Origin of the sequence: Aeromonas sp. PS2Canimalfood6 (assembly GCF_048276795.1) — a bacterium.
GTDB lineage: Bacteria > Pseudomonadota > Gammaproteobacteria > Enterobacterales > Aeromonadaceae > Aeromonas > Aeromonas caviae.
Genome location: NZ_JBLUXC010000014.1, coordinates 1 through 15,835, shown reverse-complemented (window position 1 = coordinate 15,835; position 15,835 = coordinate 1). Strand labels below are relative to the sequence as shown.

The 15,835-nt window shown below is 62.6% G+C and carries 13 protein-coding genes and 3 tRNA genes; 2 read left to right on the top strand and 14 right to left on the bottom strand.

Annotated features, from left to right (window positions below):
• From ACNPAA_RS08295 to ACNPAA_RS08230, 14 genes are all read right to left on the bottom strand, one after another.
• Window positions 1–1,425: an FAD-dependent oxidoreductase gene (locus ACNPAA_RS08295; protein WP_043155615.1), complete on the bottom strand. Its 1,425-nt coding sequence runs from the start codon at window positions 1,423–1,425 to the stop codon at window positions 1–3.
• A 75-nt stretch (window positions 1,426–1,500) separates the two neighbouring features.
• Window positions 1,501–2,340, bottom strand: a complete 840-nt coding sequence (locus ACNPAA_RS08290) for an FTR1 family iron permease (protein WP_043155619.1) — start codon at window positions 2,338–2,340, stop codon at window positions 1,501–1,503.
• Window positions 2,340–5,300 (bottom strand): YncE family protein, encoded by a 2,961-nt coding sequence (locus tag ACNPAA_RS08285; RefSeq protein ID WP_043155620.1) that lies wholly within the window; start codon window positions 5,298–5,300, stop codon window positions 2,340–2,342. The genes ACNPAA_RS08290 and ACNPAA_RS08285 overlap by 1 nt, the downstream gene beginning before the upstream one ends.
• Window positions 5,301–5,304: 4 nt before the next feature.
• Window positions 5,305–5,754 (bottom strand): hypothetical protein, encoded by a 450-nt coding sequence (locus tag ACNPAA_RS08280; RefSeq protein WP_412782191.1) that lies wholly within the window; start codon window positions 5,752–5,754, stop codon window positions 5,305–5,307.
• A gap of 118 nt (window positions 5,755–5,872) precedes the next feature.
• Window positions 5,873–6,358: a YqhA family protein gene (locus tag ACNPAA_RS08275; protein WP_010674393.1), complete on the bottom strand. Its 486-nt coding sequence runs from the start codon at window positions 6,356–6,358 to the stop codon at window positions 5,873–5,875.
• Window positions 6,359–6,440: 82 nt separating this feature from the next.
• A complete protein-coding gene (locus ACNPAA_RS08270) occupies window positions 6,441–7,142 on the bottom strand; it encodes a peptidase (RefSeq protein WP_417891677.1) in 702 nt (233 codons plus the stop codon).
• Between the two features lie 31 nt (window positions 7,143–7,173).
• Entirely contained in the window at window positions 7,174–7,974 is an 801-nt protein-coding gene (locus ACNPAA_RS08265) for a transglutaminase family protein (RefSeq protein WP_010674395.1), read from the bottom strand.
• Window positions 7,971–8,897: an alpha-E domain-containing protein gene (locus ACNPAA_RS08260; protein WP_039038937.1), complete on the bottom strand. Its 927-nt coding sequence runs from the start codon at window positions 8,895–8,897 to the stop codon at window positions 7,971–7,973. Before ACNPAA_RS08260 ends, ACNPAA_RS08265 begins: the two co-directional genes overlap by 4 nt.
• Window positions 8,891–10,327: a circularly permuted type 2 ATP-grasp protein gene (locus ACNPAA_RS08255; RefSeq protein WP_041212881.1), complete on the bottom strand. Its 1,437-nt coding sequence runs from the start codon at window positions 10,325–10,327 to the stop codon at window positions 8,891–8,893. Before ACNPAA_RS08255 ends, ACNPAA_RS08260 begins: the two co-directional genes overlap by 7 nt.
• Window positions 10,328–10,676: 349 nt before the next feature.
• Window positions 10,677–11,516 (bottom strand): oxidoreductase, encoded by an 840-nt coding sequence (locus tag ACNPAA_RS08250; protein WP_039038935.1) that lies wholly within the window; start codon window positions 11,514–11,516, stop codon window positions 10,677–10,679.
• Window positions 11,513–11,647: a hypothetical protein gene (locus tag ACNPAA_RS08245; RefSeq protein ID WP_257707510.1), complete on the bottom strand. Its 135-nt coding sequence runs from the start codon at window positions 11,645–11,647 to the stop codon at window positions 11,513–11,515. Before ACNPAA_RS08245 ends, ACNPAA_RS08250 begins: the two co-directional genes overlap by 4 nt.
• A gap of 178 nt (window positions 11,648–11,825) precedes the next feature.
• Window positions 11,826–12,836, bottom strand: a complete 1,011-nt coding sequence (locus ACNPAA_RS08240; protein ID WP_041212882.1) for an AraC family transcriptional regulator — start codon at window positions 12,834–12,836, stop codon at window positions 11,826–11,828.
• 173 nt (window positions 12,837–13,009) lie between these two features.
• Window positions 13,010–13,085, bottom strand: a tRNA-Asn gene (locus ACNPAA_RS08235).
• A gap of 2 nt (window positions 13,086–13,087) precedes the next feature.
• Window positions 13,088–13,163, bottom strand: a tRNA-Asn gene (locus tag ACNPAA_RS08230).
• A 551-nt stretch (window positions 13,164–13,714) separates the two neighbouring features.
• On the opposite strand from ACNPAA_RS08230, the gene dauA reads away from it, so the two are divergent.
• Together dauA and ACNPAA_RS08220 are read left to right on the top strand one after the other, a co-directional pair.
• Window positions 13,715–15,451, top strand: coding sequence for a C4-dicarboxylic acid transporter DauA (dauA, locus tag ACNPAA_RS08225; RefSeq protein WP_041212899.1), 1,737 nt, complete (start codon window positions 13,715–13,717; stop codon window positions 15,449–15,451).
• Window positions 15,452–15,721: 270 nt separating this feature from the next.
• A tRNA-Ser gene (locus tag ACNPAA_RS08220) sits at window positions 15,722–15,809 on the top strand.
• The last annotated feature ends 26 nt before the right edge of the window (window positions 15,810–15,835 follow it).

Here is a 15,835-nt window from a genome sequence, read left to right as displayed (position 1 = left end):
TCAGGCCACGCTCTGGGTTTCGATCACGGTGTTTTCGTTGCGATGATTGAAGATGGCGTGGCGTCTGTCCACCCCGTCGATCACCATGTCGGCGGCCATCATCCCCATCTCCATGGCGGTGTCGGTGAAGATGTAGCGGAATGTCCCCTGACGGCCGGTCATGATGAGGTTGGTGATGGGCATCAGCGCCTTGATGGCTTCGTTGCGACGGGCCTGATAGCCGAGATCCATCAGCGGATAGGCGTACTCGCTACGTGCTTCAAAAGTCTCATCGCCGAGCGTCTGGGTATCGACGCCGAGGCTGTCGAGATCGGCGGTGACCCGACCGCGCAGATCAGAGAGCGGTGCCTGCCAGGTGGCATCCCCTGGATTGCAGGGGATTTCCAGCATCACGGATGTTTGCCCCTGAGGCGCCATAAAGGGGCTGCGCCGGCGCGGCTCCTGCAAGCGGGTGGCCAGAATATGGGGGTCGGAGAGGTACTGCCAGGTGTTGTCCGACAGGTTCTCCTGTTTGAGGGGCATATTGACGAAGCGAAGCGACCGGTAGTGGAGATCGCACGGCAAGCCCAGGTGCTGGCAGGTGAGCGGCAGCGGTAGGGTGGAGATCACCTGATCAAAGCGCTCGCTCTGCTCCACGTCATCTTGTTTCCAATACACCCGTTCAATGCGGCCATCGGTCTGCTCAAGGCGGGTGATGGTGGCGCCGGTCTTGAGTGTGACGCCCTCTGTCACCAGCCGCTCCCCCAGGGTGGTGAAGATCTGGCCAAAGCCATACTTTGGATAACGATATTTGCGGGCATAGGTGCGCACCGACATGCTGCCGTTGCGCCTTGGCAACAGGCGGCGCGCCACGTCTTTGAGATCGATCAGGCTGATGCGCTGGCCAGCCCAGTCGGCGGAGAGCTTGTCCGGGTTGATGCCCCACAACTTGCCGGTGTAGCCCTCGAAGAACTGGCGGTAGAGGGTGCGACCAAAGTGGCTCTGGATCCACTCGGCAAAGCTCGCCTTGGCAAAATCGGTGGGCTTCCTGGCAAAGGGCAACAGCAGCAGATCCTTCACCGCACCGGCCATGAGTGCCAGCGGCGCCGTCTTGAGCAGGTTGGGCAGGTTCAAGGGGTAGTCATAGGTACGCCCGCCAAAGCGGATCACGCTCTTGCGCTCGGCGTGGAGCAGATCGTCCCCCATCAGCTCGTCGATAAAGGCGAGCAGCTCGGGGTTCTTGGTGATGAAGCGGTGGCCGCCGTAGTCGAAGCGATACTCGCCGTCGCGCCCCTTGAAGGTCTGGGTGGCGCACATGCCGCCGACGACCGGCTCCTGCTCGAACAGGGTGACCGCAAAACCGGCCTGGCGCAGGCGCCAGGCGGCCATCAGACCGGCAGGGCCGGCGCCCAGCACAGCAATGTGCTTCTTGTTGTTGTCGTTCATGAGTGTTCCGAAACGGCGTGATAGCTGGGGGAGCGCGCCTGTGCGCGGCTCCCGAACAGAGTGTGATCCCCGGGCTCAGCCCCTGGTCGGGGCGGCGCTCCCTTGGGGGCGATAGCTGCGATGCCAGAGGGTGACAAAGATGATGAGGTAGCTTGCCCAGGTCAGCAACTGCAGGCCCGCCGGTGAGGCGTTGTAGCCAAACAGGGCGCGCAGGAAGGTGCCGAATACCCCCTTATCGTCGAGGATGTGGCTGATGTTGAAGACAGGCGTGGTCCAGAAAGTGATGACGTCCGCTGCCTGCAACATGTTGACGGCGGACGAGAGCAAGCCTGCTGCGATGATGATGATGAGCAGGCCGGTCCAGCGGAAGAAGGGGGCCAGCGCCACCTTGCGGGTGGATCGCAGCAGCCCCCACACCAGCACCACAGAGACCAGCAGCCCCGCCAGCGCCCCCATCAGCCCCTGGTGCAGATCCACCCCTTGCCCGGAGTAAACCAGGGCCGAGAAGAACAGCACGGTTTCAAAGCCTTCGCGCATCACCGCCAGAAAGGCGAGCAGCACCAGACCAAACAGGTTGCCACCGTCGATGGCGGCATCGATGCGCGCCGTCATGGCCCCCACCTGGGATTTGGCCTGTTTTTGCATCCAGATAGCCATATAGGTGAGCACCAGGGTGGCAAAAATCAGGATCCCCGCCATCAGCAAATGGTTGTAGCGCTCGCTCTCGAACTGGCTCACCACCACCTGGAACAGGAAGGCGATGACAAGGGAGGCGACAAGACCCAGCCCCACCCCCAGATAGATGAACTTGTTGTAGCGGCTTGCCCCCAGCTTGGCGAGGTAGGAGAGGCTGATGCCGACCAGCAGGAAGGCTTCCAGCCCCTCGCGCAGGGTAATGAGAAAACTTGCGAACATCAGGATTGAGGCTCCGTATCGGGCGTGAGGGGGAGGGGCTGCAGGGTGAGTTGCAGCCGATTGAGTTGCACTATGGGTGGCTCCGGCAAGCTCGGCTCGGCGGCGCGCACCGCATCATTGACCCACTTGGGGTAGGTGCGGAAATTGAGTCTGATATCGGCCTTGAAGGGCCCCTGGGCATCAGCGGGCAGCGGCCAGACTTCATCGCGCCAGCCATCGGCCGGGATGCGGGTGTCTTCAAGGAGCTTGGCGTAGCGCCAGAACTTGAGCCCCACCGGCTTGCCCTCGGCGTCGCCGAACACTTTTCTGAACAGTCGTGCATCTTCAGGGACGGCGCCATCCACCGGCTGGCCGCTTTCAAGCACCCGCTTGCCGCTGGCGTCGGTAACGGTCAGCTCCAGCCAGAGTTCACGGAAATCGGCGACCCCGGTGGGCAGGGCGTGGCCGGCGCCTGTATTGGCGACTCTCACTACCAGCGCGGGTTGGCCACTCTGGTTTTCAATGCGGGCCGAGAGGGTGGCGCTTGAACGCAGCAGCGCCAGGCTCTCCTGCTCGAGGGTTGCACTCCTCAGCCCCACCAGCTGGTGCTGGGCACCGGTAAAGTTGTGGCGATAGAGCCGCTCTTTCACGGTGCCGTTTTCGGTGGACTGGCCCGCCACCGGCGCGCCGCCATTGCCCGGCTCGGGGTTCATATGGCAGTCGATGCAGGTGCGCCGTTTGGCGGGATCTTCGGCTTTGGCGAAGCTGGATTTTTCCCACTCGTCCCAGGTGTTGACGATATTGGCGCCGGTGCCCGGGGCGAACTCGTTGTGGCACGATTTGCACAGGGCCGCGTCCCGGTAGAAATCCTTCTGGTAGGAGGCCTTGTGCATGGCGGGACGGGCGTTGATCTGCCGCTCCGCCAGCCAGTGCTGGAGGCTGCCTCCCGGGGCATCCTCGAACACATAGCTCTCGCGGTCTTTCAAATTGACCGTAAAGGCGCTGTTGCCGCCGGCATCCTCGAGCTTGGTGATGCGATGACAGAGCACGCAGCCTGTGCCTTCTTCCACCACGGGCTCGCCTTTCTGGTGGGCCGCAATGAGCGAAGCGCCGCCCTGCTCGAACATGTGGGAGCCCTTGGGCAGATCAGTCTGGCCGTTCATCACCTGCTGGGGCATGTGACAGCCCTGGCACCACTGGCCGAAGGCTTCGCCCTCGGTTTCGCGGGCCAGTGCCTGCACCACCTTGTAGTAGGGGTGGGAGTTGCCCATCAGCCGGTGGTTGCTCTCGCTCCAGTCCTTGAACGCCTGTTGGTGGCAGTTCTGGCAGGAGGCGGAGTTGAGCCACTCTTTCGGGTGGGTGGTCGGCGCCTTGGCAGGATCCCTGCGCGGGGCATCGAGCCGCAGCCAGTTGGCCAGATAGGGGAGGTTGCCGTCACTGGTCACGAAGGCGTGCAGATCCTCCATCATCGCCTGCACCTCGGGCTGGGGCCTCGCGGGGTCGACCGCTTCGGCCCCATCGCGGGTGTCATGACCCATGCCGCCCTGGGTCTGCTGGGTCATGCGCAGGTATTCGCCGATAAAGTCCCCCGCCACCATGTTGGCGAGGTTGGCGTGGCCGTTGATGGCGTTGTCACCGCTCTGCTGGCGATGGGCCGCCATCAGATAGCGGTTGGTGAAGTTGAACCCGTCCAGATGGCAGGAGTTGCAGCTCATCCAGTTGTCCCCCGCCATGGGGAAGCGACTGTTGGCGGCAGTATTACCCAGGTTGAACAATCGTTCACCGCGCTTGAGGGCTTTGGGGCGGGGATCGGTCTCTACCAGCTTGGCGAAGTGGGGCACATCGACGGTGACCCGGGCAAACGGGCCGCTGCCGCCGCTATTGAGACGGGTGAGATCCTGCCCCATGACGTTGTGGACCAGGATGTGGTCGCCATCGATCAGCAGATCGCGCGGATTCTGGCCCGGCAGGTGACGCAAGAGCTGGGTCGCCTTGGCGCCCCCCTGAAACTTCTTGCGGCGGTGGCGGTTGCTGTTCTGCTTGCCGCTGCGCGACAGGTCGAACACCAGCAAGTCTTCGGAACCCGCCAGGGTCAGGTAGACCCGCTTGCCATCGGCGGCGAAGCGCGCCGCGAACGGGTTGGAGACGATCTGGCTGCGGTTGCCGACACTGGGCAGGTTGATCTGCAAGAAGAGCTGTTTTCTTTCATCGACCCGCTCCTTCTCTTCATCGAGATCGATGATGGAGACCGCCGGGAAGACGGTGCTCTGAAACTGGAAGGGGTGGTCGAAGCTCCAGAGCACATGGGGCAGCCAGGCTTCGCTGCCATCGGGGGAGAGGGCGATGCCGTCCAGCAGGCGCGGCAAGCCCTGGGAGTCGCTCGGGGTATCGCTGTGGGTTTCCGCCAGGGTGATGAGCTTGGGCTTGGGGAGGGTAGCGCCCTTCTCAAGTTTGGCGAGATCATAGATGGCGAGCTGGCCTGTCATGGCGTGGGTGAGCAGCAGGCGATCGTCGTTGGTCAATGCCAGCCCGCGGGGAGTCTCGGCGGTTTTTGCATCCAGCTGGAGGTTGCCCGCCCTGTCATAAGCCTGAAGGCGCCCTCCCTCGAACAGCGTGACCCAGAACCACTGACGCTTGGGATCGAAGATAACGCCATAGGGTCTATGGCCGGTGGGGATCGCCTTGTCCAGGGTGAGATCATCCTCCAAGAGCAGCAGGCGATCGCCGCTGTAATCGGTGACCAGCAGGGTGCCGTCGTCTGCGCGGGCCAGCTGGCGCAGATCGCCTCCCAGCTGCACCTCCTTGAGCCGCTTGCCGCTATCACGCTCAAGCAGGGTGACGGAGCCGGCACTCTGGTTGGCGGTGACGAGGCGCGGGGCGCTCCCCTCGTCATAGGCAATCATGGCGGCGCCCATCTCCTGGGCCGAGGCGGTCCCCAGCAACAGGGCGGCGAACATCAGGGATAACAACAACTTCAACATAAGATCAGGTGCGCCATGTCAAGATGGTCCAGCGCCAGGCGTGGCGCAGCACCAGAGGAGTCAACGCGAGCGCGCTCAGCCAGTGGGCCCAGCTGGCAAGGTTGCCCATGCCATCGCCCGGGGTGCCGTGCAGCACCAACAGCAACCCGCTGGCGAGGCACACCAGCAGCAAGGCTTCGATGATGCGCCCCGTGGTGCGCAGGAAAGGCTTGCGGCTCTTGCGCAGCAGGCTGCGATGGGAGAGCCAGAAGGCGCCAAACAGCAAGGGGAACAGGGTGAGCGAGAGGGCGACGTGCAAAAACAGGTTCCAGCGCGCCAGGGACCAGGTCGGCGTCAGGGGTTCCCACAGCAGCAGACCGGAGAAAAACATCAGATAAAGGGCACCCTCGGCCGCCTGATGGTGATAGGCCAGCCACTGCCAGCAGTGTCGTGGTGAGAGGGAAAGACTCGTCATGGGTGCTCCAGCTCCCGGGCGGTTCAGCCCGGGGCGAGCAAGTTTACAATGCAGTAAGGGTAATGAAAAGAGTTATCAATTCGGCTCTTGATGAATAGACCCTGAATGGCGCCGGGCCCTATTTGTGCTCCGCCAGCCGCTCGGTCACCGCATAGATAAGTGCCGCGGTGGAGAAGGCGAGGAAGACGATGACCGACCACTTCATCTCGATCTCGTTGCCGGTGCCGTCGTCGAGGAAGGCTTTGAGCACCTCGATGCCGGCGATGGTCACCAGGGAGTTGATGACGATGAGCTTGAGGGACGCGAAGTTGATCTTGCTGAGCCAGTTGTCGCCGAGGGCCGCTCGCTGCTCCGGGGTCTTGATGAACTGCACGTAGCCGCAGATGGCCACGAGGATCAGCATCTGGGCCACCAGCACGAAGTCCACCAGGGTGAGTACCCCCGTGATGAGATCCAGATAGTGGATGTCGATGATGTCGCGGCACAGCACATAGAGCTGCATGGCGAACTTCACCATCAGGAGGGCGACACAGATAAGGATGCAGACATAGAAGGGGAACATCATCAACCGGCTGCCGTTGAGCATGACGTTGAAGCGGCGCATGGGAAACTCCATCGAAAAGGAAGGCAGCCAGAATATCCGGAAAGAAAGGAGCGGGAAAGCGCCTTGGCGCCTCCCGCCCGGCCTAGAGGGGGAAGGTGGGAAGACCCTGGAACAACTGTTGCAACCCCTCGCCCCAGGCCTTTCGCAGCGCCACGAAGTGGGGGTTCTGTTCGGTGATGCGGTGCAGGTGTGCCGCCGAGAAGCTTCCCTCGGCATAAACCAGGGCATCCAGGGGCAAGCCCACCGACAGATTGCTGCGCAGGGTCGAGTCGATGGAGATGAGGGCGCACTGCAATGCGGTCTGAAGCGGCGTCTCATGGTGGATGATGCGATCGATGATGGGTTTGCCGTACTTGCTCTCACCAATCTGGAAGTAGGGGGTGTCGGCGCTCGCCTCGATGAAGTTGCCCTCCGGGTAGATATGGAACAGGCGGTGGCGCTCCCCCCGGATCTGCCCCCCCAGCAGGATGTTGCAGCCGAAGTTGATATGGCCCTGCTGCTGACCCCCATCCCGGCTGATGACGGTGCGTATGGTCTGGCCGATGAGGGCGGCAGCCTCGTAGAGGCTGGGGAGGGCAAGGAGCTCCTGCCCCTCCGTCAGCAGGCTGATGACGCTCTGGGTGGTGGCCAGATTGCCGGCGCTTTGCAGCACTATCACCCTGTCCTCCCGGGTGAAGAGGTGCAATTTGCGGAAGGTGGCGATGTGATCCACCCCCGCATTGGTGCGCGAATCGGACGCAAACACCATGCCGTCTTGCAGGCACATGGCGACGCAATAGGTCATGACCGCACTCCCGCCAGGACTCTCCCGGACTTCATTGCTGCTGTCCATCCAGGCGGGTCACCTGCGCCTGGCTCTGCAACTGTTCGCACCCGCCGCCATAGCGCACGCCGCGCACCGGACAGGCATCCAGATAATCCATGCCGACTGCGAGCTTGAGGTGCTCGCTGGTGGAGCTGGTGAGGTTGGTGACGTCGAACGTGTGCCAGCGCTCCTCGATCCACACCTCGGCCCAGGCGTGCATCGCCACGTGGCTGTTGTCCTGGCTGTAGAGGTAACCGCTCACGTACCGGGCCGGCAGGCCGGCGTGGCGGCAGCAGGTCAGGAAGACATGGGTGTGGTCCTGACAGACGCCGCTGCCCGAAGCAAGTGCCTCGTCGGCGCTGAAGGTGGCATCCGTGCTGCCGGGCTGATAGGGCATCAGCACCAGGATGCGTGCCATCAGGCTCTGCAAGTCGGCCAGGGTCGGCTCCTCTGGCAGGCAGGCCTTCGCGAGATCCTGCAGGGCCGGGGTCGGGCGGGTGAGGGGGGTGGGCCTCAGGTAGCTCAGGGGAGAGATGAGGGAGGACTCCTCATCTTCCGGGGCGTCGTCGCAGATCTCCACCTCCCCGTGGGCGCGGATCAGGATCCCCTCGTGGGGGGACTCCAGGCTCAGCACGTGCAGTATGTTGCCGTAACCGTCCGTGGTGCAGGTGGCCTCCCCCGGCAGCTCCAGCTCCCAGGAGAGGATCTGCTGGCGGGCCGTGCTGTGGGGGGTCAGGCGCAGGTACTGGGTACTACGGCGCACCACGTCGGCATAGTGGTAGCGGGTCTGGTGATCGATGATGAGTCTCATAATACCTCCAGGTAGGCGGCGTGGATGCTCTGGCCGATGGCGCCGATGTCGCTGAGGAAATCACTCAGGTACGCCTGCATGCCGAGGGCAAAGACATCGTCGATGGCGCCATAGGTCAGATGGGCGTTGAGTATGGTGGTGAGACGCCGGGGCGTCTGACCGGCGTTGCCCTCGATCTGGGCCAGGATCAGCTCCATCTCGTCGAGGCAGGCCCGCAGGGAGCGTGGCACTTCATTGCGCAGGATCAGCAGCTCGGCGATGGAGGCATGGGAGAGCGTCTTGTAGAGGGTCTGGTGGGCCTCATAGGCTCCCACCGAGCGCAGCAGGGCGTTCCAGCGGTAGAACTCGCGCACGCTGTCCTCGTCCTCCCGGATCACCTGATACTTCACGGTCAGGATGCGCGCCGTGTTGTCGGCCCGCTCGATGAAGGTACCAAGGCGCAGGAACCAGAGCACGTCACCGCGCATGATGGTGCCATAGGTGGCGCCGCGAAACTGGTGGGAGCGCTCCTTGATCCAGTCGAAGAACTCCTGGGCCTGGCCGCTGGAGAGCCCCGCCTGGCGGCGCCGGCGGATCTCTATCCAGGCGGCGTTGATGCTCTCCCACACCTCACCGGGGATCTTGCCCCGCACGGCGTGGGCGTTGTCCCTGGCCATGCGCAGACAACTGAAGATGCTGCTCGGGTTCTCCTCGTCGAAGCAGAAAAATTGCAGCAGGTTCTCCATGTTCACCTGGCCGTAGCGGGCCAGGAAGGGCTCATGGGTGCCGCTGATGGTGAGAGGCGCCACCAGCTCGCTGTGATCGGCGTCGATGGAGGGCATCAGCGACATGGTCTGGGTGACGTCCAGCATGCGCGCCGTGTTCTCCGCCCGCTCCAGGTGGCGGGACATCCAGTAAAGTTCGCTTGCGGTGCGGCTCAGCATGGGCTGCCCTCCATGACCCAGGTGTCCTTGGTGCCACCACCCTGGGAGGAGTTGACCACCAGGGAGCCTTCGGTGAGGGCGACCCGAGTCAGGCCGCCCGGTACCAGGCGCAGCTCCTGCCCCGTGAGAACGAAGGGGCGCAGATCGATGTGGCGGGGGGCGATACCGGCGTCGACGAAGGTCGGGCAGGTGGAGAGGGAGAGGGTCGGCTGGGCGATGTAGTTGTCCGGCCGCGCCTTGAGCAGCTCGCGAAAACGGGCCAGCTCCTCGCGACTGGCGCAGGGGCCGATAAGCATGCCGTAGCCGCCGGCGCCATGGACCTCCTTGACCACCAGCTCCTCCAGATTGGCCAGCACGTGGGAGAGGGCAGCCGGCTCGCGGCACTGCCAGGTGGGCACGTTGTTGAGAATGGGATCTTCCCCCAGATAGAAGCGGATCATCTCCGGCACATAGGGGTAGATGGACTTGTCATCCGCCACCCCGGTGCCGATGGCATTGGCCAGTACCACGCCGCCGGCGCGGTAGACCGAGAGCAGCCCGGGCACGCCGATGAGGGAGTCCGGGTTGAAGGCGAGGGGATCGAGGAAGTCGTCGTCGATGCGGCGATAGATGACATCCACCCTTTTCAGCCCCGTGGTGGTGCGCATCAGCACCTGGCCATCCTTGACCACCAGATCCGCGCTCTCCACCAGCTCCACCCCCATCTGCTGGGCGAGGAAGCTGTGCTCGAAGTAGGCGCTGTTGAAGCGTCCCGGGGTCATCACCACCACGCAGGGGTTGTCCACAGGGCTGCTCTCGCGCAGGGTCTGCAGCAACAGGGCCGGGTAGCGCTCCACCGGGGCGATGGGCTGGTTGTGAAACAGCTCCGGGAAGAGGCGCATCATCATCTTGCGGTTCTCCAGCATGTAGGAGACCCCGGAGGGGGTGCGCAGGTTGTCCTCCAGCACATAGTACTCACCGTCGTGGTTGCGGATGATGTCGACCCCGGTGATGTGGACATAGGTGTCCCGGTGCAGGTCGACCCCCTGCATGCAGGGCTGGTACTGGGCATTGGTGAGGATCTGGGCGGCCGGGATCACCCCCGCCTTCAGGATGCGCTGATCGTGATAGATGTCGTGCAGAAAGGCGTTGAGGGCGGTGACCCGCTGGCGGATCCCCAGATCCAGGTGTTGCCACTCCCGGGCGGGAATGATGCGGGGAATGCTGTCGAACGGGATGAGGCGCTCGGCGCCGTCCCCGTCTCCGTAGACGTTGAAGGTGATGCCGACCCGGCGAAACAGCAGGTCGGCCTCCTCGCGCTTGCGCTCTATGCTCTTCTCGTCGGTCTGGTGCAGCCACGAGAGGTAGGCGTGGTAATGATCGCGAAACTGGTTGTCGGTGAGCAGCATCTCGTCGTAACAACCGGGTCCGGGGGGCTTGATGGGCAGCATAGGCAACTCCTTGTGACGTCCCTGCGTACATCACAAAGTGCAAGGGCTGTGCCAGCCAATTGAGTCGCTATCGAGGCCAGTGTCAGTAATTTTTCATTCAAAAATCATATGGATGACTTTTATGTCATCACGGGGCAAGGCAGGGCGCACCAGAGTGGTACCCCATAGAGGGTAAGCCTGCGCTATCTTGTGGCAACAGGCCATGAGGGCAAGGGACGGGCGCAGCGGGATGCGGGGGTGGAAGGCGAGCGCCCTTGCCCCGAGGTGGGGCAGGGGGTAAGAAAGAACCCGGCCGATGGCCGGGCTTTCAGGCGCAAGCCTATCCTGGGTGAGGTGTCGGTGGACTGGGTCAGCCGCGTTGGTGCGGGATCCCTGTAGCAAGGCGCATGAAGCGGTCAAATGCACGATCCGGCAACAAGCGGCGCAGGAAGATCATCGGCCTGGCCCCAAAACCAACGGCATAGCGGGTCTTGGGGCGACGGGTCTGGACCGCCTTGGCGATGGTATCCGCGATGAGTTCCGGCGGGGACTGGCGCTGGCGGCTGGCGCGTCCGATCATGGACTCCCCCATGGGGAGGGCCTGGTGACCATAAGGCCCCTCGCCGGAGACCTCGCGCAGTTTTTGCGCGGCAATGTCGGCCCACTCGGTCTTGATGCCACCCGGTTCTACCACTACTACATTGATGCCAAAGGGTTCCACCTCCATGCGAAGGCAATCGCTGATGGCCTCCAGTGCGAACTTGGTTCCGTGGTACCAGGCTCCTAGCGGGGTGTGGATCTTGCCGCCCATGGAGGTGATGTTGACTATGGTGCCAGTCTGTCGGGCGCGCATGTGGGGCAGCACCAGCTGGATGAGGCGAACGGCGCCAAACACATTGACGTCAAACTGGGTGCGACCCTCCTCGAGAGAGACTTCTTCAACCGAGCCGTAGGAGCCATACCCGGCATTGTTGACCAGTACGTCGATCTTGCCGGTTTCGGTGATGATTCTCTCAACTCCTGCCTGCATAGATGCATCCTGGGTCACATCCATGGCGATGACGCGGATCCCCGCGTCTGTCAGGCATTGCATGCGTTCGATGCGCCGCGCTGCGGCATACACGGTGAATCCTAGAGCCTTCAGTTTCATGGCGGTGGCCGCTCCGATACCGGAGGAGGCGCCGGTGACGAGCACAACGTTTGAGTTCATATGGAAGATCCTTGAGCAAAATGAATCGCATGCGAGTCCAGAATCGGCTTGCCTGCGGTATCGATACCATATCCGACCCGTGATGCCATGGTTCTGGCAAACGGCGCCATGACGCCATCGAACTGCGCCATCCCTATTGCTTTCGAGTCAGCCTGTGCGGCGATCACCGTCCTTGACCGCGGCCCTGGCGGCGGCCAGATTGGCCGTGAAGTCGACGGCGCTAAATGCCTCCCGGCTGCCAGCGACGGCGAAGGTGGCCCCGGCGAGCAGCACGCGACGGGATTGATATGGGTGGTCATGAGGCTGACCTCAGTTGAATCGATATGACTGGCGAGTGCTTTCCAGCGTCCGCCCGGTCCAATCCTGGAATGCGCGGTAGAAGGAGTTGGGATCTTCGAAGCCAAGCAGAAAGGCTATCTCCCCTCCAGACAGGGTGGTGTGCTCAAGGTAGTGGCAGGCGAGCCTTCTTCGCGTCTCGCTGACCAGGGCTCGAAAGTTTTCCCCTTCCTCTTCCAGCCGGCGTTGCAGGGTTCTCTTGCTCATGCCCAAGCGACTTGCCGCCACCTCAATGGTGGCCGAGTTGCTTGGCAAGAGCTCGAGCAGAACGGCATGCACCCGCTCCGCCGTGGTGGCGGCAGAGTCCATTTCGCACAACTGGCGACGCAGCTCGGGCTCGAAGGCTTGCCACATCCCCTCGTTGCTCGTGAGAAAGGGGCGCAGCACGTCCACGGCAGAAAACGTAATGCTGGCATGGGTTCCAAGTGTGATGGCGGTGCCGAAGAAGCGCTCGTAGCGCTGCAGTGCCTTTCCAGCAGGGAGCGCAGGCAGTGTCACTCGCACGGCACAGATCGCCTCACGTGTGGCGATCTGTGCCAGTCGGACAAAGAAGGCGAGTTCCACCACCTGCAGGGAGACCGGGACCTCGGTGTGCCCTCCTTGCCAGCGAGGGGAGAGCGTCATCTCTCCCCAGGAGCCTACCGAGATCTCGAGGCTCATGGGGGCAACGAGCGCCTTGTATTTGGCCAGCCGCTGGACAGCCCGCATCAGATCCGGGCTGCACAGGGCGGCAAACAAGGGGGGACTGAAGACTTCGCTGGAAACGGTCTCGATGAGCCGCAAGGGAAACAGGACGTCATTGGCTTCCTGCTCCAGCGCCCGCCAGAAACGGAAATACTCATCGGTGGTCAACCCATGATTCTCGCGCGACAACGTGTCTTCCGGCAGCAGTGCCCTGCGCAAGACATGCCTGGATGGCAGGCCAAGGTCTTTGAGCAGTAGCTGCCATCCGACGTCCAGGGAAAAGTGAGATTTGTGTGCCATGCGTGCGCCTTTGCCGTGCGAGGTGAAGTCAGTGCTAGCGGAATGAGGACCAGTATAGGGGGCAGGGCGAGAGCATTGACATGCAAAAGGCGCCAATGTGGTGGCATTGGATGCCAGAGACAGGCAAAACAAAAAGGCCCGATCTTGCGATCGGGCCTTTGAGGCATGGAATATGGCTCCCTCGACAGGACTTGAACCTGTGACATACGGATTAACAGTCCGCCGTTCTACCGACTGAACTACGAGGGAATTGGCTCCTCCTACTGGACTTGAACCAGTGACATACGGATTAACAGTCCGCCGTTCTACCGACTGAACTAAGGAGGAATTGCCTGTCTCGTCGAGACGCAGCGGATATTAATGATCCCCCGGACGGGTGTCAACCCGCCACTCCACGGAAAAAGGGCTTTTCGGCCCGTTTGCCCAAAACTTGGGCGCTGTGGACTATTTTCAGCACAATCAGCAGCTTGAGATGCCCTGCCTGCGGCCACGGTCGGGCTGGCGATGAAGGTGCCATCGGCCTGGAGGGGGCGAGGCAATGGATAAGCCGATCATGGCGGGAACCGATGAAAATCGGCGATGTCGCCCCTGTCGATGGGCTTGCCTCTGAGGTGTGGGGGATGCGAGGGAGGTGCCGGTTCGCGATGACCAGGGATCTATTAAAGGAATGGCAGGGAAAATCGGCGATATGCGAGCTATCGATGACAATAATGCGGGGTAATGGCCATTTCTTGATCCTGCCCATCGAATTATCTGGCCGGGTCGGGTATGGTTGCCTTCGATACCATCGCCGCGTCGACAGCTCTGCCGGCCCTTGATGATGATCGGGTGCCGGTTCACCCCGGCCTTTGTCTCCCTCTTCTGGTATTACCCTAGACATGCACAATCAAGCTTCCTTACAAGGCGTGAAGCTGGCCATCGCATTGCGCCAATCCTGCATTGACGAACCCTACAGCGTGGCGCGCTTTGGCCGCGACCTCATCGCCGGCATCACGGTCGGCATCATCGCCATTCCCCTTGCCATGGCACTGGCCATCGCCAGTGGGGTGCCGCCCCAGCACGGGCTCTACACCGCCATCATCGCCGGTATCGTGATCGCCGTGACCGGCGGCTCCCGCTTCTCCATCTCGGGGCCCACCGCCGCCTTCGTGGTGATCCTCTACCCGGTGGCCCAGCAGTTCGGGGTGGGGGGGCTTTTGATGGCCACCCTGATCTCGGGCTGCTTCCTGGTGGCCATGGGGATGGCGCGCCTCGGCCGCCTCATCGAATACATTCCGCCCTCGGTGACCCTGGGTTTTACCGGCGGTATCGCCATCGTGATCGCCACCCTGCAGATCAAGGATTTCTTCGGCCTGCAGGTGCCCGAGATGCCGGAAACCTACCTCGGCAAGGTGCAGGCGCTGGCTCATGCCCTGCCCAGCTGGCAGTGGGGGGACACCCTGGTGGGGGTGGCGACCCTGGCGGTGCTGCTGCTCTGGCCTAGGCTGCGTCTGCCGGTCCCCGGCCACCTGCCCGCCGTGCTGGTGGGGGTGGGCCTGGGCTTTGGCCTGCACCAGTTCGGGGTGGACGTGGCCACCATCGGCAGCAAGTTCAGCTATACCTTGGCCGACGGTACCCAGGGCATGGGGATCCCCCCCATCGCGCCGACCCTGGTGATGCCCTGGGCGCTGCCGGGGCCGGACGGGGCACCGGTGGAGTGGAACCTGGCCGCCATCCAGAGACTGCTGCCCGCCGCCTTCTCCATGGCCATGCTGGGGGCCATCGAATCCCTGCTCTGCGCCGTGGTGCTGGACGGCATGACGGGTCGCAAGCACAGCTCCAATGGCGAGCTGCTGGGGCAGGGGCTCGGCAACATACTGGCGCCCTTCTTCGGCGGCATCACGGCGACGGCCGCCATCGCCCGCTCCGCCGCCAACGTGCGGGCCGGGGCCACTTCTCCCATCTCCGGTATCGTCCATGCGCTGGTGGTGCTGGCCGCCATCCTGGTGCTGGCGCCCTGGCTCTCCTGGTTGCCGCTCTCTGCCATGGCCGCCCTGTTGCTGCTGGTGGCCTGGAACATGAGCGAGGCCCACAAGGTGGTGGATCTGGTGCGCCGGGCGCCCAAATCCGATGTACTGGTGCTGCTGGTCTGCCTGTCGCTGACCGTCATCTTCGACATGGTCATCGCCATCACCTTCGGGGTGATCCTGGCCTCTTTGCTGTTCATGCGCGAGATAGCCAAGATGACCAGGCTGCACAACCTGGCGGATCACAAGCGCTATGCCAGCGAGGTGTCCCCCTCGACCCTTGTCTACAAGATCAACGGGCCACTGTTCTTTGCCGCCGCCGAGCGGGTCTTTGACGAGTTGCTTGCCCAGGTGAAGGACCACAAGGAGTTGATCCTGCAAATGGAGGCGGTCTCCATCCTGGATGCTGGCGGTCTCACCGCCTTCCAGCAGTTCGCAAAACGCATGGCCAAGGCGGGGGTCCGTCTCAAGGTGGCTGAATTGCAATTCCAGCCCCTCAAGACCCTGGCGCGGGCCAAGGTGCGTCCGGTGGCGGGAGAGCTGGAGTTCTACGGCTCGCTGGAAGAGGCGATTCGAGGAGAACATTTGCACGAAGCGGTTGAAAATTGATGGAAAGGGATAGGAAATGGCATATTTTTAGTCACTTGGTTCGCTTATTGAGCAAACAGTGGCAAAAGATAAAAAATTGCATTGACCGCCTCGCGCCTATCCCTTACATTACGCCCCGTTCCAGCGCAACGGCGCAGCGAATTCGTGTTGGCTGAACACGTTAAAGCACAGACCAAAATTGGGTGCGGTGTCCGAGTGGCTGCCCACCGACGAAGTCGGCAAGATGCACGCGCAGCGTGCTCCGAAAGCCACTTCAAGCAGTGAAAATTTGGTGAGGTGTCCGAGTGGCTGAAGGAGCACGCCTGGAAAGTGTGTATACGGCAACGTATCGAGGGTTCGAATCCCTCCCTCACCGCCAAATATAACCCGTTGAATTTCAACGGG

Coding starts and splice junctions, on each gene's coding strand:
- ACNPAA_RS08295 (WP_043155615.1), bottom strand. CDS start 1,425: ATGAACGACAACAACAAGAAGCACATTGCTGTGCTGGGCGCCGGCCCT.
- ACNPAA_RS08290 (WP_043155619.1), bottom strand. CDS start 2,340: ATGTTCGCAAGTTTTCTCATTACCCTGCGCGAGGGGCTGGAAGCCTTC.
- ACNPAA_RS08285 (WP_043155620.1), bottom strand. CDS start 5,300: ATGTTGAAGTTGTTGTTATCCCTGATGTTCGCCGCCCTGTTGCTGGGG.
- ACNPAA_RS08280 (WP_412782191.1), bottom strand. CDS start 5,754: ATGACGAGTCTTTCCCTCTCACCACGACACTGCTGGCAGTGGCTGGCC.
- ACNPAA_RS08275 (WP_010674393.1), bottom strand. CDS start 6,358: ATGCGCCGCTTCAACGTCATGCTCAACGGCAGCCGGTTGATGATGTTC.
- ACNPAA_RS08270 (WP_417891677.1), bottom strand. CDS start 7,142: ATGACCTATTGCGTCGCCATGTGCCTGCAAGACGGCATGGTGTTTGCG.
- ACNPAA_RS08265 (WP_010674395.1), bottom strand. CDS start 7,974: ATGAGACTCATCATCGATCACCAGACCCGCTACCACTATGCCGACGTG.
- ACNPAA_RS08260 (WP_039038937.1), bottom strand. CDS start 8,897: ATGCTGAGCCGCACCGCAAGCGAACTTTACTGGATGTCCCGCCACCTG.
- ACNPAA_RS08255 (WP_041212881.1), bottom strand. CDS start 10,327: ATGCTGCCCATCAAGCCCCCCGGACCCGGTTGTTACGACGAGATGCTG.
- ACNPAA_RS08250 (WP_039038935.1), bottom strand. CDS start 11,516: ATGAACTCAAACGTTGTGCTCGTCACCGGCGCCTCCTCCGGTATCGGA.
- ACNPAA_RS08245 (WP_257707510.1), bottom strand. CDS start 11,647: ATGGCGCAGTTCGATGGCGTCATGGCGCCGTTTGCCAGAACCATGGCA.
- ACNPAA_RS08240 (WP_041212882.1), bottom strand. CDS start 12,836: ATGGCACACAAATCTCACTTTTCCCTGGACGTCGGATGGCAGCTACTG.
- dauA (WP_041212899.1), top strand. CDS start 13,715: ATGCACAATCAAGCTTCCTTACAAGGCGTGAAGCTGGCCATCGCATTG.